This window comes from Micromonospora echinospora (assembly GCF_014203425.1).
Taxonomy (GTDB): Bacteria; Actinomycetota; Actinomycetes; order Mycobacteriales; family Micromonosporaceae; genus Micromonospora; species Micromonospora echinospora_A.
This window is the reverse complement of the sequence record NZ_JACHJC010000001.1, coordinates 1,040,822-1,064,723: the sequence shown is the minus strand read 5'-3', so window position 1 is coordinate 1,064,723 and position 23,902 is coordinate 1,040,822. Positions and strand designations below refer to the sequence as shown.

At 71.9% G+C, this 23,902-nt stretch carries 21 protein-coding genes and 1 tRNA gene; 6 read left to right on the top strand and 16 right to left on the bottom strand.

Annotated elements, in window-relative coordinates; all coding sequences use genetic code 11:
- Nucleotides 1–69: 69 nt before the first annotated feature.
- The gene (locus FHU28_RS05105) at nucleotides 70–741 is read left to right on the top strand and encodes a hypothetical protein (protein ID WP_184681371.1); all 672 of its coding nucleotides are present in this window, start codon (nucleotides 70–72) and stop codon (nucleotides 739–741) included.
- Nucleotides 742–1,146: 405 nt separating this feature from the next.
- The gene (locus FHU28_RS05100; protein WP_184681369.1) at nucleotides 1,147–1,440 is read left to right on the top strand and encodes a hypothetical protein; all 294 of its coding nucleotides are present in this window, start codon (nucleotides 1,147–1,149) and stop codon (nucleotides 1,438–1,440) included.
- Nucleotides 1,441–1,592: 152 nt separating this feature from the next.
- On the opposite strand, the gene FHU28_RS05095 is transcribed toward FHU28_RS05100, so the two are convergent.
- Nucleotides 1,593–1,988 carry a CPCC family cysteine-rich protein gene (locus FHU28_RS05095; protein ID WP_184681367.1) on the bottom strand — a complete coding sequence of 132 codons (396 nt, stop codon included), beginning with the start codon at nucleotides 1,986–1,988 and terminating at the stop codon, nucleotides 1,593–1,595.
- A 378-nt stretch (nucleotides 1,989–2,366) separates the two neighbouring features.
- Between FHU28_RS05095 and FHU28_RS05090 the strand changes: the two genes are divergently transcribed.
- Complete coding sequence (locus FHU28_RS05090; protein WP_184681365.1) at nucleotides 2,367–3,146, top strand: SDR family oxidoreductase; 780 nt, start codon at nucleotides 2,367–2,369, stop codon at nucleotides 3,144–3,146.
- 169 nt (nucleotides 3,147–3,315) lie between these two features.
- Here FHU28_RS05090 and FHU28_RS05085 read toward each other — a convergent pair.
- Nucleotides 3,316–3,392 (bottom strand) — tRNA-Thr (locus tag FHU28_RS05085).
- 132 nt (nucleotides 3,393–3,524) lie between these two features.
- Here FHU28_RS05085 and FHU28_RS05080 point away from each other — a divergent pair.
- Nucleotides 3,525–5,255, top strand: coding sequence for a metallophosphoesterase family protein (locus FHU28_RS05080; RefSeq protein ID WP_184681363.1), 1,731 nt, complete (start codon nucleotides 3,525–3,527; stop codon nucleotides 5,253–5,255).
- A gap of 37 nt (nucleotides 5,256–5,292) precedes the next feature.
- Here FHU28_RS05080 and FHU28_RS05075 read toward each other — a convergent pair whose 3' ends face one another.
- From FHU28_RS05075 to tmk, 6 genes are all read right to left on the bottom strand, one after another.
- Nucleotides 5,293–6,135, bottom strand: a complete 843-nt coding sequence (locus FHU28_RS05075) for a PSP1 domain-containing protein (protein WP_184681361.1) — start codon at nucleotides 6,133–6,135, stop codon at nucleotides 5,293–5,295.
- A 260-nt stretch (nucleotides 6,136–6,395) separates the two neighbouring features.
- Nucleotides 6,396–7,064, bottom strand: a complete 669-nt coding sequence (locus FHU28_RS05070) for a hypothetical protein (RefSeq protein ID WP_184681359.1) — start codon at nucleotides 7,062–7,064, stop codon at nucleotides 6,396–6,398.
- On the bottom strand, nucleotides 7,064–7,369 hold the full coding sequence (locus FHU28_RS05065) for a hypothetical protein (protein WP_073826196.1): 306 nt from the start codon (nucleotides 7,367–7,369) through the stop codon (nucleotides 7,064–7,066). The genes FHU28_RS05070 and FHU28_RS05065 overlap by 1 nt, the downstream gene beginning before the upstream one ends.
- A gap of 1 nt (nucleotide 7,370) precedes the next feature.
- Nucleotides 7,371–7,700: a YbaB/EbfC family nucleoid-associated protein gene (locus FHU28_RS05060; protein ID WP_013473591.1), complete on the bottom strand. Its 330-nt coding sequence runs from the start codon at nucleotides 7,698–7,700 to the stop codon at nucleotides 7,371–7,373.
- Between the two features lie 135 nt (nucleotides 7,701–7,835).
- Nucleotides 7,836–9,134: a DNA polymerase III subunit delta' gene (locus tag FHU28_RS05055; RefSeq protein ID WP_184681357.1), complete on the bottom strand. Its 1,299-nt coding sequence runs from the start codon at nucleotides 9,132–9,134 to the stop codon at nucleotides 7,836–7,838.
- Nucleotides 9,131–11,356, bottom strand: coding sequence for a dTMP kinase (tmk, locus tag FHU28_RS05050; protein WP_260412847.1), 2,226 nt, complete (start codon nucleotides 11,354–11,356; stop codon nucleotides 9,131–9,133). Before tmk ends, FHU28_RS05055 begins: the two co-directional genes overlap by 4 nt.
- A 148-nt stretch (nucleotides 11,357–11,504) precedes the next feature.
- Between tmk and FHU28_RS05045 the strand changes: the two genes are divergently transcribed.
- Nucleotides 11,505–12,713, top strand: coding sequence for an amino acid deaminase/aldolase (locus FHU28_RS05045; RefSeq protein ID WP_184681355.1), 1,209 nt, complete (start codon nucleotides 11,505–11,507; stop codon nucleotides 12,711–12,713).
- A 63-nt stretch (nucleotides 12,714–12,776) separates the two neighbouring features.
- Here FHU28_RS05045 and FHU28_RS05040 read toward each other — a convergent pair whose 3' ends face one another.
- Nucleotides 12,777–13,352: a TetR/AcrR family transcriptional regulator gene (locus tag FHU28_RS05040; protein ID WP_184681353.1), complete on the bottom strand. Its 576-nt coding sequence runs from the start codon at nucleotides 13,350–13,352 to the stop codon at nucleotides 12,777–12,779.
- Between the two features lie 219 nt (nucleotides 13,353–13,571).
- Here FHU28_RS05040 and FHU28_RS05035 point away from each other — a divergent pair, with 219 nt between their 5' ends.
- On the top strand, nucleotides 13,572–14,888 hold the full coding sequence (locus FHU28_RS05035) for a D-arabinono-1,4-lactone oxidase (RefSeq protein ID WP_184681350.1): 1,317 nt from the start codon (nucleotides 13,572–13,574) through the stop codon (nucleotides 14,886–14,888).
- Between the two features lie 60 nt (nucleotides 14,889–14,948).
- Here FHU28_RS05035 and FHU28_RS05030 read toward each other — a convergent pair whose 3' ends face one another.
- The 7 genes from FHU28_RS05030 to FHU28_RS05000 form a co-directional block, all read right to left on the bottom strand.
- Nucleotides 14,949–15,902, bottom strand: coding sequence for a DUF559 domain-containing protein (locus tag FHU28_RS05030; protein WP_311773518.1), 954 nt, complete (start codon nucleotides 15,900–15,902; stop codon nucleotides 14,949–14,951).
- 113 nt (nucleotides 15,903–16,015) lie between these two features.
- Entirely contained in the window at nucleotides 16,016–18,835 is a 2,820-nt protein-coding gene (topA, locus tag FHU28_RS05025; protein WP_184681348.1) for a type I DNA topoisomerase, read from the bottom strand.
- A 267-nt stretch (nucleotides 18,836–19,102) separates the two neighbouring features.
- Complete coding sequence (locus FHU28_RS05020) at nucleotides 19,103–19,711, bottom strand: hypothetical protein (protein WP_184681346.1); 609 nt, start codon at nucleotides 19,709–19,711, stop codon at nucleotides 19,103–19,105.
- A complete protein-coding gene (locus FHU28_RS05015; protein WP_184681344.1) occupies nucleotides 19,702–20,244 on the bottom strand; it encodes a hypothetical protein in 543 nt (180 codons plus the stop codon). Before FHU28_RS05015 ends, FHU28_RS05020 begins: the two co-directional genes overlap by 10 nt.
- Before the next feature lie 102 nt (nucleotides 20,245–20,346).
- A complete protein-coding gene (locus FHU28_RS05010; RefSeq protein ID WP_184681342.1) occupies nucleotides 20,347–22,698 on the bottom strand; it encodes a sodium-translocating pyrophosphatase in 2,352 nt (783 codons plus the stop codon).
- Between the two features lie 320 nt (nucleotides 22,699–23,018).
- A complete protein-coding gene (locus tag FHU28_RS05005; protein ID WP_174535032.1) occupies nucleotides 23,019–23,456 on the bottom strand; it encodes an ATP-binding protein in 438 nt (145 codons plus the stop codon).
- Nucleotides 23,456–23,806 (bottom strand): STAS domain-containing protein, encoded by a 351-nt coding sequence (locus tag FHU28_RS05000; protein WP_013283649.1) that lies wholly within the window; start codon nucleotides 23,804–23,806, stop codon nucleotides 23,456–23,458. The genes FHU28_RS05005 and FHU28_RS05000 overlap by 1 nt, the downstream gene beginning before the upstream one ends.
- Nucleotides 23,807–23,902: the final 96 nt, after the last annotated feature.

Sequence of the window (23,902 nt, the reverse complement as noted above, 5' to 3'; positions counted from 1 at the left end):
CGATACGCCGATGGTGATCTCGGCTGTTCCCCTGATGAGATTTCCCGGCGACGCAATGACGATCGACCGATGGGACAAGAGCGTCCGCAGCACGTACCCGATCGCGCCGGCCCGACCGGCGTCGAGGACAGGTTGCCGGTCGCCCGCTGGCGGCGCGTCCTGGCGGTTCTCGCACCGGTGATCGCGGCGGTGCTCGGCGCCGCTATGGCCACGCAGTGGGAGGTCGGCGGCGGCCGAGCCGTCAGCTCCCTCCCCGCTCCGTCGCGATGGATGGCCGAGAACCTGCCGTTGTTCGACGGTGGGGAGCCGGCGTGGATCTGGCGCGGGCCCTTCTTCGTGTCCGTGCTGCTGGCGCTGCCGCTCGTCTGGACGGTCACCGGCCACGCCACCGCGACGCCCCGCCGCCTCACGAGGTACGGGCTCCTCACCGCGGCCATCGCGATCGGCCTGGAATACAGCAGCCCCGGGTACGGGTGGATGTTCGACCTCGTGGCCCTGTTGGCGGCCCTGGTGGGCACCGTCTGGTGTGGGCTGCAGGGGCTGCGTCGCGGCGTGCTGCCGCGCCGCGTCGCATGGGCGCTCGTCGCGGCACTGCCGTTGACGCCACCAGCCGGATTCCTCACGTTCTGGTACCTGCCGCCCGGCCTGACCATGGGCGTACTGCTGGCCTGGGCCGCTGCCGCCGGCTGGTCCGGCTCCCCCGCACCATCACCTGGACGTGTCCGTGGCTCTGTTCGGTGACGACCTGGACGCGGTCGCCAACCGGCTGGGCGAGGCGGTCGCAACGCGGGATGCGGATTGGATGCGGGCCGCTCACCTCGGGCCCGTGGGTCTGCGTGGCGGAGGGCGGGTCGCGGTGTCCCATATTCAGTCCCGGGATCACTCCGGGGACCTACCGATGCCCGGCCGCCCCAACGATCCGCTGACACGTTGTCGCTCCCTCCCCGTAGCCTGCCCGGCAGAGTTCGTACGACGGAGGGTGCGTTGTCTGCTGTCGCGTCACTGACCCTGGTCCCCAGGAGAAGCATCCCCGAGTTGGCCCACCTCGCCCGCACATCGCCATCGTCACTCGGCTCCTACCTCGCCGAGCACGGACGCGAGCCGCGGAAGGAGTACGACTGGTCCGGGTACTGCATGCTGCACGTCTTGAGCTATCTGGAGGAGCGCGACGTCGACCTGGAGCAGTCGGAGTTCGATGCCGAGTCGGCGGCCATCAACAAGGTGCACGACCTGACCGTGCTCATCACTCCGGAACACAAGCGGTTCCTGGATCAACTCGACCCCGCCAGGCACCGCGAGGAGGAGTTGGCCGCCCACTTCGAGGAAATGGGGCTGGACTTCGAGGAGAGCGGCACGGCCGGTTCGGATGGGCTGAGGCTGTTGCGCGACAGCATCTCCGAACTCCGCGACGACCAAGTGTTGCTGCTGCACCTCGGCTGAGGCCAGATGCGCCGCTGACCGGCGAACTACCCGGACCATGAATGGGCAAGGACGGGGTGAACCTAGAGGTATCTCCCTCTGACGGATCGGTATCAGGACCTGGGTGACACTCCGCGAGAGCGCCGAAGCGATCGGCATGCGATCCAATCAGGTCAAGTCGTCTCGGGCGCCGATCGGCGTCTGCGCTCTTCCCAACGGGCTTGTCGTCTGGCGTAGGCACGCCGCGCATCTGCCAGGCTGACCGGCCGTTCGGCGTAGGCACGCCGGGCATCCGTCAGACTGAGCGAACCGTTGGGGCCGCCTCGCACCGTGTCAGCGTCTTCGTCATCCTGCCCGTCGTCCTCCCAGCCGCAGGCGAAGCAAATCTCGAACTGACCTCGCCCCTCAAGCGTCGGGTGCCGACAGCAGGGGCACGCGTACGGTTCGCCACCCGCTTCAGCCACTACAGATCGCTGATTCAACGCCTCGACGTACTGCTCAAACCACCTGGTGCGGCGCGCGAGTTCTTCCGCGGACAGCCCCTCCTGCTTACCGGCATGCTCGTCCATCATCTGCACCTCTCGCTGTCGATCCAGTTCAAGAATCGAGCCCAATACAGAAAGCCCTCACCGCAGGGAGGTGGCGCAACCGCGTCCGCCTACACGTACCGTCCGCAACTCTGCCGACACGAACTTCCCGGAGGCAGACAAGATCGTCTAGCCGGACGTGTCACGCACGTCCTGAGACTGCTCCGTCACGCACGTCCCGAGACCCAACATCGTCGGCAGTTGGCTGTCCGACTCCGGTTGATGGTTGACACTGCGACCTCGGTTGATGCTTGACGCTGTGGCGATGTATCGCCAGCTCGGCTGTATTGGCGGGGTAATTCCGATGACGGCCTTTGAGCGGGCAGCAAGGATGGCGCATCGAAGGGGGTGCGACCACGGATGGCACATACGGATGGCGTCGACCACCAGCATCGACCCGTCGCCCTGGTGACCGGTGCCGGCCGCAGCGCCGGCATCGCCGCATCGGTGGTGCTGACGCTGGCCCAGACCGGCTGGGATGTCGGCTTCACCTACTGGACCCCGTACGACGAGCGGATGCCCTGGGGAGCCGATCCCGAGGCCGTGACGCAGCTCAGCAGCCAAGCCGCCAAGCACGGGGCGAAAACCGCAGCAGTCGAGGCGGACCTCGCTGATCCTCACGCCACGGCCGGCATCTTCACGGCCGTGGAGCGAGAACTCGGCGCGGTCAGCGCGCTCGTCCTCGCCCACTGCGAGAGCGTCAGCTCGGGCCTGCTCGACACCAGCATCGAAAGCTTCGACCGTCACTTCGCGGTCAACACCCGGGCAAGCTGGCTCCTGATTCGCGAGTACGCCCAACGGTTCCACGGGCCACACGGCACGGGACGCATCATCAGCCTGACCAGTGACGCTACTGTCGGCAACCTTCCCTACGGAGCCAGCAAAGGCGCACTCGATCGGATCACCCTGGCCGCCGCTCAAGAACTGGCCCACCTCGGCGTGACCGCCAACGCCATCGATCCGGGTCCGACCGATACCGGCTGGATGACCCCGGAGATCAGGGATGCGGTCCTACGGGCCACGCCGCTCGGTCGCCTCGGGCGCCCACAGGACTGCGCGAACCTCGTCGCGTTCCTGTGCTCACCCGACGGGGGCTGGATCAACGGCCAACTCTTACACAGCGACGGCGGCATCACCTGACCAAAGCCCACGTAGCTCCGGAGATCGCGCGGGAAGCGGCTTCGCGGTTGGAGGGGGCGCTGTGGTCAGGTGTGTAGGTTGGCTGCTCGCTTGGCTGCCCGGCCTCGCGAGGGTAGGCAAAAGGCCCAGGTCATGATCGGCGATCAAGCCGGTGACCTGGGCCTTTCTGTGGAGCCGCCTGACGGAATCGAACCGTCGACCTACGCATTACGAGTGCGTCGCTCTAGCCGACTGAGCTAAGGCGGCAACGACCGCCAAGTGTACGGCACGACCGAGCTTGTGCCGAACCGGATCCCCCGCCTCCGAACCCGGGCACCGGACCACATCTGCCCCGTCACGGGAGAGACTTCGCGCCGCGTCCCGACTACCCTGCGGCGGGTGACCGACGAACCGCCGCGGCCAGCGGCCCCCGAGGCGCATCCCGGCGAGCGCGCCACCCGCCGCCCCCGCAGCATGGACCCCCGGGAGCTGGGTTTCACCCCGCGCCGGCCGGTGCCCTGGCTCGCGCCGCTGCTGCTGATCAGCACCGGCCTGCGTACGCTGCTCGCGATGTTGTTCGGGGCGTACCTGGACAAGCGCGAGCTGCAGAACGCGTTCGGCGACGGCACGTTCCGGCAGGTCGGTCCGGACGGCGGGCTCTGGCTCGACTACGTGGCGGACCTGGGTGACGGCTTCGACGCCACGTACTCGGTGGCGTACCTGCTCGCCCAGCCGGAGCTGACGGTGGACGGGCACCGGCTTCCCCGGGCGCAGACGCTGGTGATGGGCGGCGACCAGGTCTACCCGGCGGCGGGCTACGAGGCGTACGAGGACCGCTGCAAGGGCCCGTACCAGGCGGCGTTGCCGGTCGCGCCGCCGGAGCAGCCGACGCTGTTCGCGGTGCCGGGCAACCACGACTGGTACGACGGACTGACGGCGTTCCTGCGGCTGTTCGTGCGGACCCGGGACCGGCACTTCGGCGGCTGGGGCACCGGCCAGTCCCGCTCGTACTTCGCGGTCGAGCTGCCGGCCGGCTGGTGGCTGCTCGGCCTCGACGACCAGTCCGGTTCGTACCTGGACGACCCGCAGCTCACCTACTTCGACGAGGTGGCCCGCAAGCTCACCCCGGAGTCGAAGGTGATCCTGGCGGTGCCGGCGCCGACGTGGGTCAAGGCCGTCGACCACCCCAACGCGTACGACTCGATCGACTACTTCATCCGTACTCTCGTCGCGCCGACCGGCGCGCAGGTGCGGGTGCTGGTCTCCGGCGACCTGCACCACTACGCCCGTTACGCCGGGGCGGACCGGCAGCTCATCACGTGCGGCGGTGGCGGCGCATACCTCTACCCCACGCACCGGCTGCCGGAGAAGCTGGAGGTGCCGCCGCGTGACACGCTGACCAGGCGGGCCAGCAACACCCAGGAGTACGACCTGGCCGCGCGCTACCCGGACAAGGCGCGTTCCCGCCGGTACGGCTGGGGGATCTTCGCCCGGCTGCCGTTCCGCAACCCGGGCTTCACCACGTTGCTCGGCACCCTGCACACGCTACTGATGCTGGCCATGGCCGGCGTGGCGGTGCAGCGGGTGGGCACCACCGAGCAGCGGCTGTTCAGCGTGCCGCTGGCGATCATGCTGGTGGCGGCGATGATGGGCGCGGTGTTCTTCGCCAAGCCGCCGACGGCGGGCGGGAAACGGCACGCCCGGCACTGGATCCTCGGGGTGGCGCACGGGCTGGCCCAGGTGGCGCTCGCCGCCGGGGGCACGTGGGTCTGGTTGCAGCTTCCGTTCTACGACTGGCCGTGGCCGATGCCGGCGGTCGCCGCGGTGGTGCTCTACGGGCCGGTGAGCGGTCTGGTCGCCAGTCAGCTCGTCGCGCTCTACCTGCTGGTGGCCGGCGCGTTCGGGGTCAACCTGAACGAGTTGTTCGCCGCCCAGGGCATCGAGGACTCGAAGGCGTTCCTGCGGTTCCGGATCGCCCCGGACGGCACGCTGACGATCTACCCGATCGCTGTGGACAAGGTGTCCCACGGCTGGCAGCTCAACCCCGACCAGTCCCCGACGGCCCCGTGGCTGACCCCGAAGACCCCGCTGACCCCCCGCCTCGCCGAACCCCCGATCGTCATCCGCTGACCCCCGATCACCGCCGAAGGGGCGGGAGGGCTCGGGGTCAGGGCTGGGGGTAGTGCTGGTCGTGGGCCTGTCGGGGGGCGCACACCGACGCCCGCGAGCACATCGAGCGCGAGCCGTCGGCGTCCAGGCGTACCGTCACCGCGTCGCGCGGGACGCTGTGGCCGACCACCTTGCCCTCGCCCTGCGGCGTGGAGACCCGGCTGCCGACCGCGGGGGCCGACTCCTGGAACTTCTGGTACAGCGGGTGCTCGTACTTGAGGCAGCACATCAGCCGCCCGCACGCGCCGGAGATGCGCAGCGGGTTGAGCGGCAGGTCCTGGTCCTTCGCCATCCGGATGGTCACCGGCTCGAAGTCGTTGAGGAACGTGGCGCAGCACAGGTCACGTCCGCAGGAGCCGATGCCGCCCTGCACCCGTGCCGAGTCACGGGCGGACAGCTGCCGCAGCTCGACCCGGCAGTGCAGGGTGGCGCCCAGGTCACGGACCAGGGAGCGGAAGTCGACCCGGTGCGGCGCGGTGAAGTAGATGGTGGTGCGGTCGCTGCCGTTCTCCGGCGTGGCCAGGACGTGGTCGACGGCTACCACCTTCATCGGCAGGCCGTGTTCGCGGATCAGCCGCTTGGCGGCCACCTTCGCCTCGGCCTTGCGCCGGCGCAGCGTCTCGTCGCGGCGCAGGTCGTCGTCCTCGGCGAGCCCGGCGAGTTTCGGGAACCCGTCGGTGTCCTCGCTGACCCACTGGGCTGCCCAGACGCACTCGGCCACCTCGGGGCCCTCGTCGGTGGGCACCAGCACCCGGTCGCCCACCTGCGGGCGCAGCTCGCCCGGGTCGAGGTAGTAGAGGCGCCCGTACCGGTTGAAACTGACCGCGCAGAGCATGCCCATGCGCCCCACCCTACGCGGATCGGTGCCCGCCGTACGGCGGGCGGTCGCCGTCCGGTCACCGACTGCGGCGATCGGCTCCGTCGATCCGGCCGAATCGCCCCCTTCGCCTCGCCCGGACGGCTGAAACCTCGCCCGCTGCCGGGACAAGCGTGTGTCGACAGCGTTGAGTGAAGACATACCTGCGGGGGGTGCAGGGGAAGTCCACGGCGTCGCCGCCGTTGCCCGGCCACGGCCGGTCCGGCGCGCGGCGCCGTGGACCGTCAGTAGCCGATTCGGGTGGTGCCGCCGTAGTGCGGCGCGACCGCCGGCCGATCCCGCCAGACCGTCTCGGCGAGACTCGGCCCCCACTGACGCAGCAGCGTCTCGGCGCCGTCGTAGGCGACTCCGAGCACACCGAGGATCCGGGTGGCGATCTCGGCCGCGGCCGACGCCCCGGCCGGTCCGGCGTGGACGCCGGGTCGGGTCGCCGCGTGCACGGCGACCGCCTCGGACGAACCCAGCACCTCGGCCAGCGCGCGGGCCAGCGCGACCCGGCTGCCCTCCACCCAGCCGGCCAGCGCGTCCGCGTAACTCGCCGTGGACTCCAGCCGCCCGACCAGGCTCTCCGGCCCCTCGTCCAGGTGCCGGAGCAGTGTTGCGCGCGCCTCGTCGTACGCCGACGCGGCAGCACCCGACCAGGCGATCGTGTCGCCGAGCAGGGCGCAGGTGTCGTCGTACCCCCGGACGAGCCGGCGCACGGCGTGGCCGGCGCCGGTCAGCGGCGCGGGGTGCAGGTCGAGGAACTCGCGCACTGCCGCGCCGGGAAGCACCTGCATGCGGCGCAGCAGCGGCCAGAGGCGGTGCCCCTCGGGCGCGCCCGCGGCGAGCAGCGTGTCGACGCGGGCGAGCAGGTCGAGCCCTGGCTCGGCGAGGCGGTCGAGCGCGTCCATCAGGCCTCCCGGGCCAGCCGCCGGGCCACGCCGTCGTCGGCGGCGGCGTAGCGGTCGGCGGCGCTGCGCAGCGCGGCCGCGGCGGCTGCGAGCCGGACGGCGGCGGCCTGCGCCTCGCGTGCCCGGTCGGCGGTGGCGGCGGTCCACTGCCGGTGCAGCGCGCGGCCCACGTCACCGGGGCGGCCGGCGGCGTGCGCGCCGAACGCGGGGTGGGGCGGGTCGGTGGCGGTGACCGTGCGGGCCAGCGTGGCGAGGGTCGCGCCGGCCTCGTCGAGGCGGGCGGCCAGGGCACGCAGCGTCTCCATGTCAGGCTCCCGCCAGCGGCCGGTAGGCCGCGAACGTCTCGTTGTGCAGCTTCTCCCGCGCCCACTGCGCCGCGTCGGCGGCGGCGGTGACCGCCGCCTGCACCGAACCGGCCACGTCACGTGGGCTGCGGTGGTGCAGCGGACCGAGGAAACGCACGTCGGTGATCCGCCCACCGGCGGTCACCACCACCTCGACGAGGCCGTCGGGCGAGCGGACGGTGACCTCGACAGTGGCCACCGCCTGGTCGAACTCGGCCTGCAGGTTCTCGATGCGGCGGTAGCGCCGCACCGCCTCCTCGATCCAGGCCTCGTCGATCTCGCCCCGCGGCATCGGCGGACTCCTCCCGGCCGGTCGGCCCCAACATCACTGAGCGTGCCGCCTCGATCACCGCGGCATCACCGGGGACCGTACCGCACGCCAATCGCGCGTGTCGATGCCCTGTGGACAGCGCGGAACGGGCGTGGGTCAGCCGCGCCAGAGGTTGAGCATCATCGCCTCCACCGCGATCCGCGGCTTGACGTTCGCCTCGATCGCCGCCCGGCACTCCAGCACCGCCTCCAGGCGGCGCAGCGAGCCCTCGGCGTCCCACTTCTGCGCGCCCGCGCCGGCCAGCGCCGCGGTGTCGGTGTGCACCGGGGCGACCGGCGCCCGCAACGCCATGGTGAGCGCGTCCCGATAGAACCCGGCCAGGTCGACAAGCGCCCGGTCTAGCGCGTCCCGCTGGGCGCGGGTCGCCCGCGACTTCTGCCGCTTCTCCAGGTCCTTGAGCTGACCGGCGGCGCCGCGCATGGCGCCGGCCGCGCCACGGCCGGTGCCGCCCGCGCCGAGCGCGGTCTGCAACGCCGACCGTTCCGCCTCGTCGATCTCGACGACCGAGGCGGCGGCCTCCGCCTCGGCGGCCTCGATCAGCGCCGAGGCGGCGTCGAACGCCGCGCCGACGCCGGTCAGCCGGCGCGGCACGGCCAGCACCGCATCGCGCCGCTGCCGGGCCTCCGGGTCGCGGGCCAGCCGACGGGCCCGGCCCACGTGCCCCTGCGCGGCCGCCGCGGCCCACTCGGCCACGTCCGGCGCGACGCCGTCGCGACGGACCAGCACCTCGGCCACCGCGGCCGGTGGCGGCTGGCGCAGCGGTACGACGCGGCAGCGCGACCGGATGGTCACGGAGATGTCGTCGGGGTGGGTGGACGGGGCGCAGAGCAGGAAGACGGTACGCGGCGGCGGCTCCTCGATCGCCTTGAGCAGCGCGTTGCCGGCGGCCTCGGTGAGCCGGTCGGCGTCCTCGATGATGACGACCTGCCACCGGCCGCCGGACGGGGTGCTCGCCGCGCGGAGCACGAGCGCCCGCATCTCGCCGACGCCGATGGAGAGCCCGTCCGGCACGACGAGCCGCACATCGGCGTGCGTGCCGGTGAGCGTGGTGTGGCAGCCGGGGCAGCTGCCGCATCCGGTGCCGTGCACACACTGCAGGGCGGCGGCGAACGCGCGGGCGGCCACCGACCGGCCCGATCCGGGCGGCCCGGTGAAGATCCAGGCGTGGGTCATCCCGGCGCCGGGATCGGCTTCAGCGGCGGGCACCGGACCTGGGTCGGTGTCCGTGCTGTCGAACTCCTCGGCGAGCGCGTCGAGGTCGTCGTACCCGCCTGCCGACGCGCCGGCCGCGACGGGAACGGCGGCGCGCAGCAGCGCGGCGGCCGAGGCGGCGGCCCGCCGCAGCGTGTCCACCGCCTCGTCCTGCCCGACCAGATCGCCGAAGACGTCGGTCATCTTCGGGGTTGCTCCATCGTCACCAGCTCCGCGTCGGATAACTCCGGCTGGACCGAGGTGTCCGGGCCCTGCGCCGGACGCGGGTGCACGATCCCGCCCGGGTCGGCGAGGAACTCACCCACCCGGCGCGCCACCGCCTCGGCGATCTCGTCCACCGGACGGGACGCGTCGAGCACCAGGTAACGCTTCGGGTCACCGGCGGCCAGGTCGAGGAAGGCGTACCGGACCCGCTCGTGGAACGTCAGCGACTCGGCCTCCAGCCGGTCGGCCCCCTCGTTGCGCGTCTCCACCCGGCTCAGGCCGGTACGCGGCTCGACGTCGAGCAGCACCACCAGGTCGGGCTTGAGCCCGCCGGTGGCCCAGGACGAGAGCCAGGAGACCTCGTCCACCGGCAGCGTCCGGCCGGCACCCTGGTACGCCAGTGACGAGTCGACGTACCGGTCACTGATCACCACCGCGCCGCGCACGAGCGCCGGGCGGACGACAGTCGCGACATGGTGCGCCCGGTCGGCGGCGTAGAGCAGCGCCTCGGCGCGCGGCGACGGCGCCTCGTCCTTGCCGGTGTCCAGCACCAGCGAGCGGATCCGCTCACCGACCGGGGTGGCGCCCGGCTCGCGGGTGACCACCACGTCCCGCCCCTGCCCGCGTAGGCGCTCGGCGAGCACGGCGAGCTGGGTGGACTTGCCGGCGCCCTCGCCGCCCTCGAAGACCACGAACAGGCCGCTGGAGACGAACGGCTCGGCCGGCATCAGCGGGCGCCCCCGGATCGAGCCCCAGAGGTCGGCGAGGACCGGCACGCCCTTCTTGTCGTCCATCTGGCCGAACGCGCTGATGCCGGCGATGATGCCGGCCGCGCCGGCGGCGAGCAGCAGCAGGCGGGTCGAGGAGATGGAGATGCCCAGGTCGGCGATGGTGAGCTGGCGGGAGCCGCCGACGCCGACCAGGAGGCTGCTGAGCGCGATGGCAAGGATCAGCACCAGCCGCGTGCCGATCTGCACCACTGCGAAGACGCGCCCGCGTACCTCGTCGGCGACCTCGCCGCCGAGCAGCGTGGTGCCGGCCAGGAACGCCATGCCGGCGCCGGCGCCGACCAGGATCGCGCCGAGGATGGCCATCGACAGGTGGATGGCGAAGGCGAGCACCAGCACCGAGGCGCTGGCGAGCACGATGCTCATGCCGAACCAGCGGCGGCGGGACATGTCCCGCACGATCATCGGCCCGAGGCCGATGCCGAGCGCCAGGCCGACGAAGATCGCGCCGAAGAGCAGCGAGAAGGCGGCGTCACCGGCGCCGAGCGAGTTGGCGAAGAACTTGCCCGTGCCGACCACGATGCCGCCGCCGGCGAAGGCGCCGAAGATGCCCAGCACCAGGCCACGGACGAGCGGGGTCTGGCCGATGTATTTCCAGCCCTCGGAGAACTGCCGGAACATGCTCTGCTCGGTGCGCTCCGCCTCGGCGCGCTGGGCCTGGCTGATCTCCTTGATCCCGAACGCCACCACGAGCGCGGTGGCCAGCCGGGAGAAGGCGTTGAACCAGAGCGCGAGCTGGGCCGGCTCGGCCCAGTTCGGCAGGTTGCCGCCGACCGCGCTGGGCAGGCCGCGGGTCAGCACGGCCAGCGCGACGGCCGCGGCCACCGGCGTGAGGCCGTACGTGGTGATCAGCGTGAGCTGGTTCGCCGCCTCCAGCCGGGTACGCGGGATGAGGTTCGGGACCGCCGCTTCCTTGGCCGGGATCCACAGCAGCGTGATCGACTCGATCAGGAACGTGGCGATCAGCGCCCAGCCGACCACCAGCCCGCCGGCGGCGCCGGTGAGCGCGTACAGCGGAATCGAGGCGAACAGCACGAAGCGCAGCAGGTCGCAGATGACCATGGTCCACCGGCGGTCGAACCGGTCGGCGAAGACGCCCGCCACCGGGCCGAGCACCAGCGCCGGCAGCAGCCGGATCGCTGTCACACCGCCGAACGCGGCGCCCTGGGCGGTGCTGCCGGAGACCTGGGAGGCGGCGAACAGCGCGGTGGCGAGCAGGCCGAGCCAGTCGCCGAAGGAGGCGGCGCTGAGTACGATCCACAGCCTGCGGAACGGCCGGATACGCAGCACCGAGCGGATGGCGGCGAGACCGGAGTGGTCGGCGGCTGTGCCGGACGACGACACGCCGGGCGACTCGCCGTTGTTCTGGCTTTCGATGGCCGTACCTCCACGTGCCGGCCCAGGTCTGGGCATCCCCGGTGGAACACTCTAGTCGCGTGGGAGGAGTAGTCCTGCGCGACATTCACCTGCTCGCCGAGCCTAGGCCGCCGGGACCACCGCCCGCAGCCCGGACAGACGCGAGGGTATTTCGCATTGTCGCCCAGACAGTTAGCGTGCAGACGTGGCCATCGACCGTGACAAACTTCGCGAGCGTCTCGACCGGGCGACCGCTCACCTCGACCCGCCGTACGCGGTGGTCGACCTCTCCGCGTTCGACGCCAACGCCGGCGCGCTGACCGGCCGGGCCGACGGCAAGCCGCTGCGCGTGGCGAGCAAGTCGGTACGGGTCCGCGAGCTGCTGACCCGCGTACTCGGACGCCCCGGCTGGCAGGGTGTGATGGCCTTCACCCTGCCCGAGGCGGTGTGGCTCGCCCGCTCCGGCGTCAGCGACGACGTGCTGGTGGCGTACCCGACGGCGCACCGGGCCGGCCTCGCCGAGCTGGCCGCCGACCCGGCGCTCGCCGACGCGGTGACGCTGATGGTCGACGACGCCGCCCAGCTCGACCTGATCGACCAGGTCTGCCCGCCAGCTCACCGCCCCGCGCTGCGGGTCTGCCTCGACCTGGACGCCTCCTGGCGCCCGCTGCGGGGCCGGGTGCACGTCGGTGTGCGCCGCTCCCCGGTGCACAGCGCCGCGGCGGCCGGCGCGCTCGCCGCCGCCGTCGCCGGGCGGCCGGGCTTTCGGCTGGTCGGCCTGATGTCGTACGAGGCGCAGATCGCCGGCCTGGGTGACGCGCCGCCCGGGCAGACGGTGCTCGGCTCGGCGATCCGGGTCGCGCAGCGCGGGTCGTACCGGGAACTGCTGGCCCGCCGCTCGGTCGCGGTCGCCGCGGTACGCGAGCACGCCGACCTGGAGTTCGTCAACGGCGGCGGCACCGGCAGCGTGGCCGCCACCAGCGCCGACCCCGCGGTCACCGAGGTCACCGCCGGCTCCGGCCTGTACGGGCCGACGCTGTTCGACGCGTACCGTGCCTGGCGGCCGACTCCGGCGGCGTTCTTCGCCTGCGCGGTGGTCCGCCGCCCGGCGTCAGGGCTGGCCACGGTGCTCGGCGGCGGCTGGATCGCCTCCGGCCAGGCGGCGAGCAGCCGGCTGCCCCGGCCCTGGCTGCCGGACGGCCTGAAGCTGCTCGGCGCGGAGGGCGCCGGTGAGGTGCAGACGCCGCTCGCCGGGGATACCGCGGACGACCTGCGGGTCGGTGACCGGGTGTGGTTCCGCCACGCCAAGGCTGGCGAGATGTGCGAGCACGTCAACGAGGTGCACCTGGTCGACGGGGACGCGGTGGTCGCGACGGTGCCCACCTACCGGGGCGAGGGCCACGCCTTCCTCTGACGCACCCGCGGCGTGACGACGGCGGGCCCCGGCGCACCGGGAACCCGCCGCTCGGCGTGCCGCTCAGCCCTGGGACACGGCCTCGGCCGGGGCGTTGACCTGCCGGTGCAGGTACTCCCGGATGAGCGCCTTCGCCTCGACCAGCACCCGCTCGTCGCCGTCGGTGCGGCGGCGGAAGGCCAGCTTGATCAGGGCGTCGGCGGCCTCGACCGCGACCTCCAGGTGGAACCGCAGGTCGGGCACCCCGGCCAGGCCGAAACGCTCGGTGAGCACGCGGGCGAGCTGCTCCGCGATGACCCCGTTGTTGTCCCGCTGGTCGTCCAGCAGGTGCAGGTCGACCACGTCGCCGAAGTGCAGGGTACGGAAACCGGGGACGGTGCGGTGCATCGAGATGTACTCGTCGATCGCCGCATCGACGCCGTCCCACCAGTACGTCAGATCGTCCGAGGCGAACCGCTCGTCGAGCCGCTGGAGGTAGGACTCCATGGTCCGCAGCGTCAGCGCCTGCACGATGGCCCGCTTGTCCGGAAAGAACTGGTACACCGACCCGATCGCCACCTCGGCGCGCTCGGCGAGCAGGGTAGTGGTCAGCCCTTCGTACCCCACCTCGTCGACGAGCTCGGCGCAGGCGTCCAGCATCCGCTGGACCCGCGCGACACTTCGACCCTGCACCGGTACCCGACGCAGCGGCCCGGTCGTGGCGGCTGGTGTGGACACTCGGCGCCACCCCCCTTCGACGGATGAACATATCTGCACGTCACGAGTCTGTGACTACCGGTACAACGAGCCGGGCTCGATTGCGGTATTTACCAGGCACAACGTTCCTGATATGAATTCAGTTCATATTCATGTCGAGGAGTGGCCGCGATGACCGGTACCACCGCCACCTGGTCCAACTGGGCCGGCAACCAGCACAGCACCGCGCTCCTCACCGTGCGCCCGCGTAGCGTCTCCGACGTCGTCGAGGCGGTCCGCCAGGCCGCCGCGGCCGGCCGGACCGTCCGGGCCACCGGCAGCGGCCACTCCTTCACCGCCACGGCTGTGGCCGACGGGCACCGCATCGACCTCGCCGAACTGGAGACAGACGTCAGCGTCGATGTGGCGCGCCGCCTGGTCACCGTACCGGCTGGGATGACGTTGCACACGCTCAACGAACTGCTCGCCGGGCACGGCCTGGCGATGCCGAACCTCGGCGACATCGACGCCCAGACCATCGCCGGCGCGCTCTCCACCGGCACCCACGGCACCGGGGCGAAACTCGGCTGCCTGTCCACCTTCGTGGCCGGGCTGACGCTCGTCACCGGCACCGGCGAGGTGCTGCGCTGCTCGGCCGAGGAGAACCGCGACGTCTTCGACGCCGCCCGGGTCGGGCTCGGCGCGGTCGGCGTGCTTGTCGAGGTCACGCTGCGCTGCGTCGACGCCTTCGTGCTGCGCGCGCACGAACGCCCGGCCCCGCTCGCCGAGGTGCTCGACGACCTGCCCGCCCTGTACGAGACGCACGACCACGCCGAGTTCTACTGGTTCCCGTACACCGACCGGGTGCAGGTCAAGACCAACGACCGGGTACCCGCCGACGACCGGCCCTTGCCCGGCTGGCGCGGCTGGCTCGACGACGAGTTCCTCTCCAACACCGTCTTCGCCGGCGCCTGCCGCCTCGGCCGCGCCGTGCCCGCCCTCGCGCCCACGATCAGCGCCGTCTCCGCCCGCGCGCTCACCGAACGCACCTACACCGGCCGCTCCGACCGCGTCTTCTGCACCCCGCGCCGGGTCCGTTTCGTGGAGATGGAGTACGGGCTGCCGCGCGAGGCGCTGCCCACCGCGCTGGCCGAGCTGCGCCGGATCGTGGACCGGCTGCCGTTCAAGGTGCTGTTCCCGGTCGAGGTGCGGTTCACCGCCGCCGACGACATCTGGCTGTCCCACTCGTACGGGCGGGACTCGGCGTACATCGCCGTGCACCAGTACGTGGGCATGCCGTACGAGCCGTACTTCCGCGCGTTCGAGCAGGTGGCGACCGAGCTGGGCGGCCGACCGCACTGGGGCAAGCTGCACTGGCGCGACGCGGAGTCCCTGGCGACGGCCTACCCGAGATTCGCCGACTTCCAGTCCGTCCGCTCCCGCCTGGACCCCCACAACCTTTTCCAGAACCCCTACCTGAGTCAGGTCCTAGGCTCCTGAGGATCTTCGAAGGAAAGGGCCCTCATAAGGGCCGTTTTCTTCCAAGATCTCGGCTCACCCTCAGCCTCGCCAGCCGGCCGCCCGCAGGGCGGCGCGAAGCTGGGCGATCACCGCTTCGGGGTCAGCGCGCAGGACCCAGGCGGGGAACCGGAGGACACGATCACCCTCCACCCAGAGATCGTTCTGCCGGCGCATGTCCGCCCATGCGTGCGCCGGGTCCAGATGCTGTCCGCCGTCCACCTCGACGTGCACGCGCCACTGCTCGAAGTACGCGTCGAGATAACGTCGGCGGCCGGCAGCGTCACGGCGGACCAGCTGGCGCGTCGGCTCGGGCAGGCCGGCGCGGCGCACGAGACCGAGCAGGTCCAGCTCGCCCAGGGAGTGGGCACCGCCGGCCGCATCGGTGGCGGTGGACAGGATCAGCCGTCGGCGGCGGATCCGGGGCATCCGCTCCACCACCTCGTGCAGGTCGTCGCCACCGACCAGCCGTTGCTGAAAGGCAGCCGCGACGATCGCGCGGGCCTGGATGTCGGTCGGCGCCCACTGCGCCGCGTCGACCACCGACCGGGCCACCGCCGTCCGAGGTGGCGCTGCGACCGGCACCACGTCGCGCTCGGCCAGATGTGTCGTCCGGTGTGCCAGCACGCCGGTCGGAAGCGGGGATCGACGGGTTGCGGCGGGCAGGAGGAGGTGGACCACCCGGTCCGGGAACCCCCGCAGCCCGCCCGCCTGAGCCGCCGTCATGCCGCCCAGGAGCGCGGTGGGGCCGGCCGCCAGTACCGCGATCCACCGGAGTTGCGCGGGACCGACCGGGCCGTTGTGCGCGACGAGTACCGCACGATGCGCGTGTCGCCACCGGCCGGTCGTCACCCGGTGACGGATCGCCTTGCGGGTCAGGTGCGCCCGCGCCTGCTGGAGGCTGAGCACGTCCTCCTGCCGGAAGAGCAGCCAGGTCAGTTCGTCCGCGTCATCCGACGGCAGAGCCCGCCGCATCCCCGCCCAGGAGTTCCCCACCTACCCACGGTGGCCCCCGACGCGGCTCCTTCGCCGCCCCTGTGGACAACCACCAGATCTTGGAAGAAAACGGCCCTCATAGGGGCCCTTTCCTTCCAAGATCTCGGGAGGGGTCAGTCGTTCGGGGTTGAGGTTGCCTTTTTCGGAGCGGCCTTCTTCGCGGGGGCCTTCTTGGCCGCCGTGGCCTTGGCGGCCGTTGTCTTCTTCGCGGCAGTCGTCTTCTTGGCCGCCGTGGCCTTCTTGGCCGGGGCGGCCTTCTTCGCGGCCTTCTTCTTCGGGGCCGGGCCCTTCGCGCGCTTCTCGGCGAGCATCTCCGACGCCTGCTCCAGCGTCAGCTCCTCCGGCGTCTGCCCGCGCCGCAGCGACGCGTTGAACTCGCCGTCCGTGACGTACGGCCCGAAGCGCCCGTCCTTGATCACCAGCGGCTTCTCGGTGAGCGGGTCGTTGCCCATCTCCCGCAGCGGCGGCGCGGCGGCCCGGCGCTGGCGGGCCTTCGGGGCCGCCAGCAACGCCAGCGCCTCGTCCAGCGTGACGGTGAACATCTTGTCTTCCGAGTCCAGCGAACGGAAATCGTCACCGCGCTTGACGTACGGGCCGTAGCGGCCGTTGTTGGCGACGACCTCGGCGCCGTCCGGGGCCACGCCGATCAGCCGGGGCAGGCGCAGCAGCTGCAACGCCTGCTCCAGGGTGAGGCTGTCCGGCGTCTGCGAGCGCAGCAGCGACGACTTGCGCTCGCCGCTGGCCACGTACGGGCCGAACCGGCCGGACTTGAGCAGGATCGGCTCGCCGGTCGACGGGTCGTCGCCGAGCTTGCGCTCACCGCCGCCGCCGAGGAACAGCTCGTGCACCTTCTCCGGGGTCAGCTCGTCGGGCGCCAGGCCCTCCGGGATCGGCGCCCGGTCGCCCTGCGAGCCGCCCTCCTCGCCCTCACCCGAGGCCGCCGGCGTCTGCTGCTCGCCGGGCAGCGCCCGCTGCAGGTACGGCCCGTACCGGCCGACCCGGACGACGACCTCGCGGCCCTCGTCGTCGGTGAACAGCGGGATGGAGTTGACGCTGCGCGCGTCGATCTCGCTGAGGTCCTCGGTGACCAGCTTCTTCAGGCCACCGGCGTGCGCGATGGCCTGGTCGCCGGTGCCGTTGGTGCTGCCGAAGTAGAAGGAGGTGAGGAAGTCGACGGCGGCGTGGTCACCACCGGCGATCTCGTCCAGCTCGTTCTCCATGCTGGCGGTGAAGTCGTAGTCGATCAGGCGCGGGTAGTGCCGCTCCATCAGCCCGATCACCGCGAACGCCAGGAACGACGGGATCATGGCCTGGCCGCGCTTCACCACGTACCCGCGGTCCTGGATCGTCTGCATGATCGACGCGTACGTGGAGGGCCGGCCGATGCCCAACTCCTCCAGCGCCTTGACCAGCGACGCCTCGGTGTAGCGGGCGGGCGGCTGGGTGTGGTGGCCCTGCGCGTTCAGCTCGTCGGCGGTCAGCGGCTGGTCCTTGACCAGCGTGGGCAGCCGCCGCTCGGCGTCCTCGGCCTCGGCGTTCTCGTCGTCGCTGGACTCGACGTACGCGCGCAGGAAGCCGGGGTCGGTGATGGTCTTGCCGGTCGCGCCGAAGTCGGCCTCCTCCTGGGCGGAGGAGACGGCGCGGATGCGCACCGACACGCTGGAGCCGACCGCGTCGGTCATCTGCGAGGCGATGGTGCGCCGCCAGATCAGCTCGTAGAGCTTGAACTCCTCGGCGGACAGCTCCTTGGCCACCTCACCGGGGGTGCGGAAGTTGTCGCCGGCCGGGCGGATCGCCTCGTGCGCCTCCTGCGCGTTCTTCACCTTGCCGGTGTAGCGGCGCGGCTCCGGCGGCACGCTGCGCTCGCCGTACAGCTCGACGATCTGCCGGCGGGCGGCCGCGATGGCCGTCTCGGACAGGTTCACCGAGTCGGTACGCATGTAGGTGATGTAGCCGTTCTCGTACAGGCGCTGCGCGGTGCGCATCGTCTGCTGCGACGAGAACCGCATCTTGCGGGCCGCCTCCTGCTGGAGCGTGGAGGTGATGAACGGCGCGTACGGGCGGCGGCGGTAGGGCTTCTCCTCGACCCGGGTGACTGTGAACGGCCGGTCGGCCAGGCGAGCGGCGAGCCCTCGGGCGCCGCCCTCGTCCAGGTGCACCACGCCCGCGCCGGGCCGCACCTTGCCGGTGGTCGGCTCGAAGTCCTTGCCGGTGGCGATCCGGTCGCCGTTCAGCGCGACGAGCGTGGCGTTGAACGTGCGCGGGCCCTCGCCCGGCTTCCCCACCGCGAGCGTGGCCAGGATGTCCCAGTACTCGGCGGTGCGGAACGCCATCCGCTGGCGCTCCCGCTCGACCACGATCCGGGTCGCCACGGACTGCACCCGGCCCGCCGACAGCTTCGGCATGACCTTCTTCCACAGCACCGGCGAGACCTCGTACCCGTAGAGGCGGTCGAGGATGCGCCGCGCCTCCTGGGCGTCGACCAGGTCGCGGTCGATCTCCCGGGGGTTGGCCACCGCGGCCTGGATGGCCGGCTTGGTGATCTCGTGGAAGACCATCCGCTTGACCGGCACCTTGGGCTTGAGCGTCTCCACCAGGTGCCAGGCGATGGCCTCGCCCTCGCGGTCCTCATCCGTCGCCAGGAAGATCTCGTCGACCTCCTTGGCCAGCTTCACCAGCTTGCTGATCTGCTGCTTACGGTCGGCCGAGACCACGTAGAGCGCGTGGAAGCCGTTGTCGACGTCGACGCCGAGCCGCGCCCACGGCTCACCCTTGTACTTCGCCGGGACGTCGGCGGCGTTGCGGGGCAGGTCCCGGACGTGGCCGAAGCTGGCCTCCACGACGTACCCCGGGCCGAGGTAGCCCGAGATCGTCTTGGCCTTCGCCGGAGACTCGACGATGACCAGACGGGTGGTTCCAGCGTTGCTCGGCACGTCTCTCCCCGACCTCACTCCTACGCCATGCCCGCTTCGGGCCGTGTTGCGCCACCCGGACCACGGGCGGTCCGGATGTCCAACGTAACGCGCCGTCCGCGTTCCGGGTTTCGTGGGCGGCAAACGGGCGCTCTCCCGGCGACCGCCGGCCGCACCCTGCCGGACGGCGTCACGGTACACCGTGGGTAGGGCGGCAGGCGTGTCACTGTGACGATCGCGCAGCTCGGCGGAGCCGGCATCGGGTGTCCGGGTTCGGACAACCGGCGGTCAGCCGTGCGGCCCGGGCCACTCCGCCACCGGCGCGGCCGACGGTCGTTCCCCCACCAGCTCCGCGAGGCGCGTCGTCCGCCGTCCGCCGATCCGGAACGCGGGCCCGCCCTCGTCCGGCTCCACGAACGCGGCCGGCAGGCCCACCGCCGCCAGCGCGGCGCGTACCACCGGCCAGGACGGCTCGTCGGCCGCGCCGAGCCGCAGCCGGAACCCGGCCGGCTCGGCCGTCCCGGCCGCTGCCACCCAGAGCCGCAGCCGCCGCCCGTCCAGGTGGAAGCGGGCCGGTGGCCGCTTCACCGCCCCGCGCAGCCAGGCCCGCGCGAGCGGCGCCAGCATGCTCGTGTACGCGGTCCGCACCCGATGCCGCCCGTCCTCGGTCGGCTCCCAGCTCGCCAGCACGCCCCGGGCGCCCAGCTCCGCCACCAGCACGTGCACCCGCCAGGCGGCGTCCACCACCACGGAGATCCGGGCCGTTCCGCCCATCCGCCCCACCTCACCCGGCCCGGCGAGCAGGCCGGCGAGATCCGCCAGCGCGGGATCGGCCGCCTCGGTGGAGAACAGCGAGGGCTGGCGGGCCGGTTTCGGGGTGGGAGGGGTCAGCGACACTCCGGGACCTCGTCGAAGGCCTCTTTCAGCTCGGTCGAGTTGAGCTTGCTGGTGTCCAGCGCGCTCGCGTCGTACTCCTTGTTGAGCGTGTCCACGGCGGCGCGCACGCCGTCGTAGAACGGGCCGGCCTGGGCGGTGTCGAGCTGGTCGATGGCGTCCCGGGCCCGGCCGTACGCGTCGCGCATCTTGCTGAGCGACCCCAGGAACCCGGCGGACACCTCGGCGCCGCGCTCGGCCTCCGGCACGCCCGCCTCCTCGACCTTGCGCCGGGCCGTCTCGCTGGCCTGCTCGGCACCGGCGAAGAGCCGGACCAGGTTCTCCTTGGCCTGCATCGGAGTGGTCTGCGCGGTCATCTGCTGCTGGGTACTGCTGGTCAGCTTGGAGATCTCCGCGCGCCACGGCGCGAGCGCCTGGCAGACCGACGCGGCCCAGACCCGCGGGCTCGGGCCTCCGCCGCACCCGGCGACGACGAGGACCAGCGTGGCCAGGACCACCGTGAGCTTTCCGGCGGTTGCCGCCCGGCGCGTACGCATGCGTTGCAGCGTACGACCTCCAAGCGGAACCGCCACCGCTCAGGTTTGCCGGGCACGGGGTTCCCGGCCGGCCGGGGCCGGCCGGGAACCGTCGCGTGGAGATCAGGCGTTGACCGTCTCCGGGCGCTGGTCCGGCGTGCCGGCGTCGCTGTCCGAGTCGGTCATCGCCACGCCCTTGCGCTTGCTGAACACCACGGCCCCCGCGATGATCAGCGCGGCGACCACGGCGATCGTGATGCGCAGCGGGTTGTTCTTGTCGTCGCCCACGCTCCAGGCCACCACGGCCGGGGCGATCAGCAGCGACACCAGGTTCATCACCTTGAGCAGCGGGTTGATCGCCGGGCCGGCGGTGTCCTTGAACGGGTCGCCGACGGTGTCGCCGATGACTGTGGCGGCGTGCGCGTCGGAGCCCTTGCCGCCGTACGCGCCGTCCTCCACCAGCTTCTTGCCGTTGTCCCAGGCGCCACCGGAGTTGGCCAGGAACACCGCCATCAGCGTGCCCGCGCCGATCGCGCCGGCCAGGTACGCGGCGAGCGCGCCCGCGCCGAGGCCGAAGCCGACAGCGATCGGAGCCAGGATGGCCAGCAGGCCGGGGGTCAACAGCTCGCGCTGGGCGTCGCGGGTGCAGATGTCCACGACCTTGCCGTACTCGGGCCGCTGCGTGCCGTCCATGATGCCGGGCAGCTCGCGGAACTGGCGGCGTACCTCCATCACCACGGCGCCCGCCGAGCGGGAGACCGCGTTGATGGCCAGGCCGGAGAAGAGGAAGACCACCGCGGCGCCGATGATCAGACCGACCAGGTTGCGCGGGTTCGCCACGTTGAGCAGCTGGTCGATCAGCGCGTCGGTCTCCTCGGCCCCCGTCGCGTCGCTGTAGGCGTTCTTCAGCGTGTCGGTGTACGAGCCGAACAGCGCGGTCGCGGCCAGCACGGCGGTGGCGATCGCGATGCCCTTGGTGATCGCCTTGGTGGTGTTGCCGACCGCGTCCAGCTCGGTCAGCGTCTGCGCGCCGTGCTCGTCGATGTCGCCGGACATCTCGGCCACGCCCTGCGCGTTGTCGGAGATCGGGCCGAACGTGTCCATCGCGACGATGACGCCGACGGTGGTGAGCAGGCCGGTGCCGGCCAGCGCGACAGCGAACAGCGACAGCGTGATCGAGCTGCCGCCCAGCAGGAACGCGCCGAAGACGCCGGCGGCGATCAGCAGCGCCGAGTAGACGGCCGACTCCAGGCCGATGCTGATGCCGGCGAGGATGACGGTGGCGGCACCGGTCTGCGAGCTCTTGCCGATGTCCTGCACCGGGCGCCTGTTGGTCTCGGTGAAGTAGCCGGTCAGCGCCTGGATCGCGGCGGCCAGCACGATGCCGATCACGACCGCGCCGATGGCCACCAGCCGCGGGTTGCGGTCGACGTCGGTCAGCCCGCCCTCCAGCTCGCCGAACGTGGCCGGCAGGTACGCGAACGCCGCGATCGCGACGAGCACCGCGGCGATCAGCGCGGAGAGGTAGAACGCCCGGTTGATGGCGGTCAGGCCGTTGCGGTCGCTGGCACGCAGCCGGGTGATGAAGACGCCGACGATCGCGACGAGCACGCCGATGGTGGAGATGATCAGCGGGAAGACCAGGCCGGTCTCGCCGAACGCGGCCCGGCCCAGGATCAGCGCCGCGACGAGCGTGACCGCGTACGACTCGAACAGGTCGGCGGCCATGCCGGCGCAGTCGCCGACGTTGTCGCCCACGTTGTCGGCGATGGTGGCGGCGTTGCGCGGGTCGTCCTCCGGGATGCCCTGCTCGACCTTGCCGACCAGGTCGGCGCCGACGTCGGCGGCCTTGGTGAAGATGCCGCCGCCCACCCGCATGAACATGGCGAGCAGCGCGGCACCGAAGCCGAAGCCCTCCAGCACGGTCGGGGCGTCGCCCCGGAACATCAGCACGACGAGCGCCGCGCCGAACAGACCGAGGCCGACGGTGAGGAAGCCGACCACGCCGCCGGTGCGGAAGGCGATCTTCATGGCGCCCTCGCGCCCGCCTTCGCGCTCCCGCGCGGCCGCGGCTACCCGCAGGTTGGCGCGGGTGGCCAGCCACATGCCGGCGCCGCCGATGAACGCGCTGAACAGCGCACCCACCACGAAGAACGCCGAGCGGCCGACCTTCACCAGCGTCTCGTTGCCGTCGGTGTCGTGCACCGGCAGCAGGAACAGCAACACGACGGCGACCGCCACGAAGATCGCCAGCGTGCGGAACTGCCGCAGCAGGTACGCCGAGGCGCCCTCCTGCACTGCCCCGGAGATCTCCTGCATCTTGGGGGTTCCCGTACCGGCCGCCAGGACCGCCCTGGTGAGGGCGGCCGCGAAGACGAGCGCCACCAGCGCGATGACCGCGGCGATGACGACGTACGTCACGTTGGCTCCGGTAAGGGACAGTGCGCCGCCGTCGGCGGCCAAGGTCCCGGACATCTATGTCCTCCTGTACCGAACAACTCGCGCCGGCTCGTGGAGACGCACGGGCCGACGCCTGGATGCGGACTCGCAAGCGCGCGCCAACCCACCCCGGCGGACCAGCGATGAACACCCATTCCCGCTGGCTGCGGGAACGGATCACTTGCTGACAACCCGGGTACTGTAGCCCTCCGGCGTGGCGAGGGTCACAGGCAGGGGGCACCGTGTCTCGATGATCTTCGTAACTGTGTTATGCGAAGAAATCTGATATATGGCCCGGTCAACACGACGAGGCCGCGCTCCCCGTGCGGGGAACGCGGCCTGCGTGAGCGGAAAGGTCAGGCGCGTCCGGCGGGCCAGGTCATCCGGACCTCGGTGCCGACGCCCTCCTCGACCGGGCGGACCTGGAGGTCCTCCACGAAACCGGCGAGCAGCGCGAAGCCCACCCCGGTGGTGAGCGCGTCCTCGCTGAGCGACTCCTTGGCCAGCTCGTCCGGCCCGAGCGCGGCCAGGCCGAGGCCCGCCTCGATCGGAGCCCGGTCGACCACCCGGACCGTGTAGCCACCGGTGTCGGACATCTCCACGTACACCGGGTCGGCCAGGCCGTACTGCCGGTGCAGCGCGACCGCCCGGGTGCACGCCTCACCGATGGCCAGGCGCACCTCGTCCAGCAGGTCCTCGCGTACGCCGGCCCGCCGCGCCACCGCGACGCCGACCAGGCGTGCGGTGCGCACGTGCACCGGGGCCGGAGAGAAGGAGAGCTTGACGGTGGCCATCACGCGCCGGTGGAGTCGGCGGCGATGGCCGCGTCGACTGTCGGGTGCAGCGGGAAGACCTGATCCAGGGCGGTGATCCGGAAGATCTTGAGCAGCGGCTCCTTGTCGCAGACCAGGGCGAACGAGCCACCGGCCGAGCGCAGCCGCTTGAGCGCGCCCACGAGCACGCCCAGTCCGGTCGAATCGAGGAAGTCCACCCGGCCCAGGTCGACCACCACGTGGCGGGCCCCGCCGTCGATCAGCTCAAGAAGCCGTTCCCGCAGGCGGGGGGCGGTGTAGACATCCACCTCACCACCGACCTCGAGCACCGTGTGCTCCCCCACGGCGCGGGTCGCCAGCGACAGCTCCATCGGCCCCTCCTCGGTAAACTCTCCTGGGCATCTAACCATCCCCCGTGCAGCCCGATCGGATCACCGGCCGCGCCCCTCCCTTACCCCCACCCCACG

Coding starts and splice junctions, on each gene's coding strand:
- FHU28_RS05095 (WP_184681367.1), bottom strand. CDS start 1,988: ATGGACGAGCATGCCGGTAAGCAGGAGGGGCTGTCCGCGGAAGAACTC.
- FHU28_RS05060 (WP_013473591.1), bottom strand. CDS start 7,700: ATGCCGCGGGGCGAGATCGACGAGGCCTGGATCGAGGAGGCGGTGCGG.
- FHU28_RS05040 (WP_184681353.1), bottom strand. CDS start 13,352: ATGCTGGACGCCTGCGCCGAGCTCGTCGACGAGGTGGGGTACGAAGGG.
- FHU28_RS05070 (WP_184681359.1), bottom strand. CDS start 7,064: ATGGACGCGCTCGACCGCCTCGCCGAGCCAGGGCTCGACCTGCTCGCC.
- FHU28_RS05090 (WP_184681365.1), top strand. CDS start 2,367: ATGGCACATACGGATGGCGTCGACCACCAGCATCGACCCGTCGCCCTG.
- FHU28_RS05105 (WP_184681371.1), top strand. CDS start 70: ATGGGACAAGAGCGTCCGCAGCACGTACCCGATCGCGCCGGCCCGACC.
- FHU28_RS05055 (WP_184681357.1), bottom strand. CDS start 9,134: ATGACCGACGTCTTCGGCGATCTGGTCGGGCAGGACGAGGCGGTGGAC.
- FHU28_RS05000 (WP_013283649.1), bottom strand. CDS start 23,806: ATGGAGCTGTCGCTGGCGACCCGCGCCGTGGGGGAGCACACGGTGCTC.
- FHU28_RS05005 (WP_174535032.1), bottom strand. CDS start 23,456: ATGGCCACCGTCAAGCTCTCCTTCTCTCCGGCCCCGGTGCACGTGCGC.
- FHU28_RS05015 (WP_184681344.1), bottom strand. CDS start 20,244: ATGCGTACGCGCCGGGCGGCAACCGCCGGAAAGCTCACGGTGGTCCTG.
- FHU28_RS05075 (WP_184681361.1), bottom strand. CDS start 6,135: ATGGGCATGCTCTGCGCGGTCAGTTTCAACCGGTACGGGCGCCTCTAC.
- tmk (WP_260412847.1), bottom strand. CDS start 11,356: ATGCCCAGACCTGGGCCGGCACGTGGAGGTACGGCCATCGAAAGCCAG.
- FHU28_RS05065 (WP_073826196.1), bottom strand. CDS start 7,369: ATGGAGACGCTGCGTGCCCTGGCCGCCCGCCTCGACGAGGCCGGCGCG.
- FHU28_RS05010 (WP_184681342.1), bottom strand. CDS start 22,698: ATGTCCGGGACCTTGGCCGCCGACGGCGGCGCACTGTCCCTTACCGGA.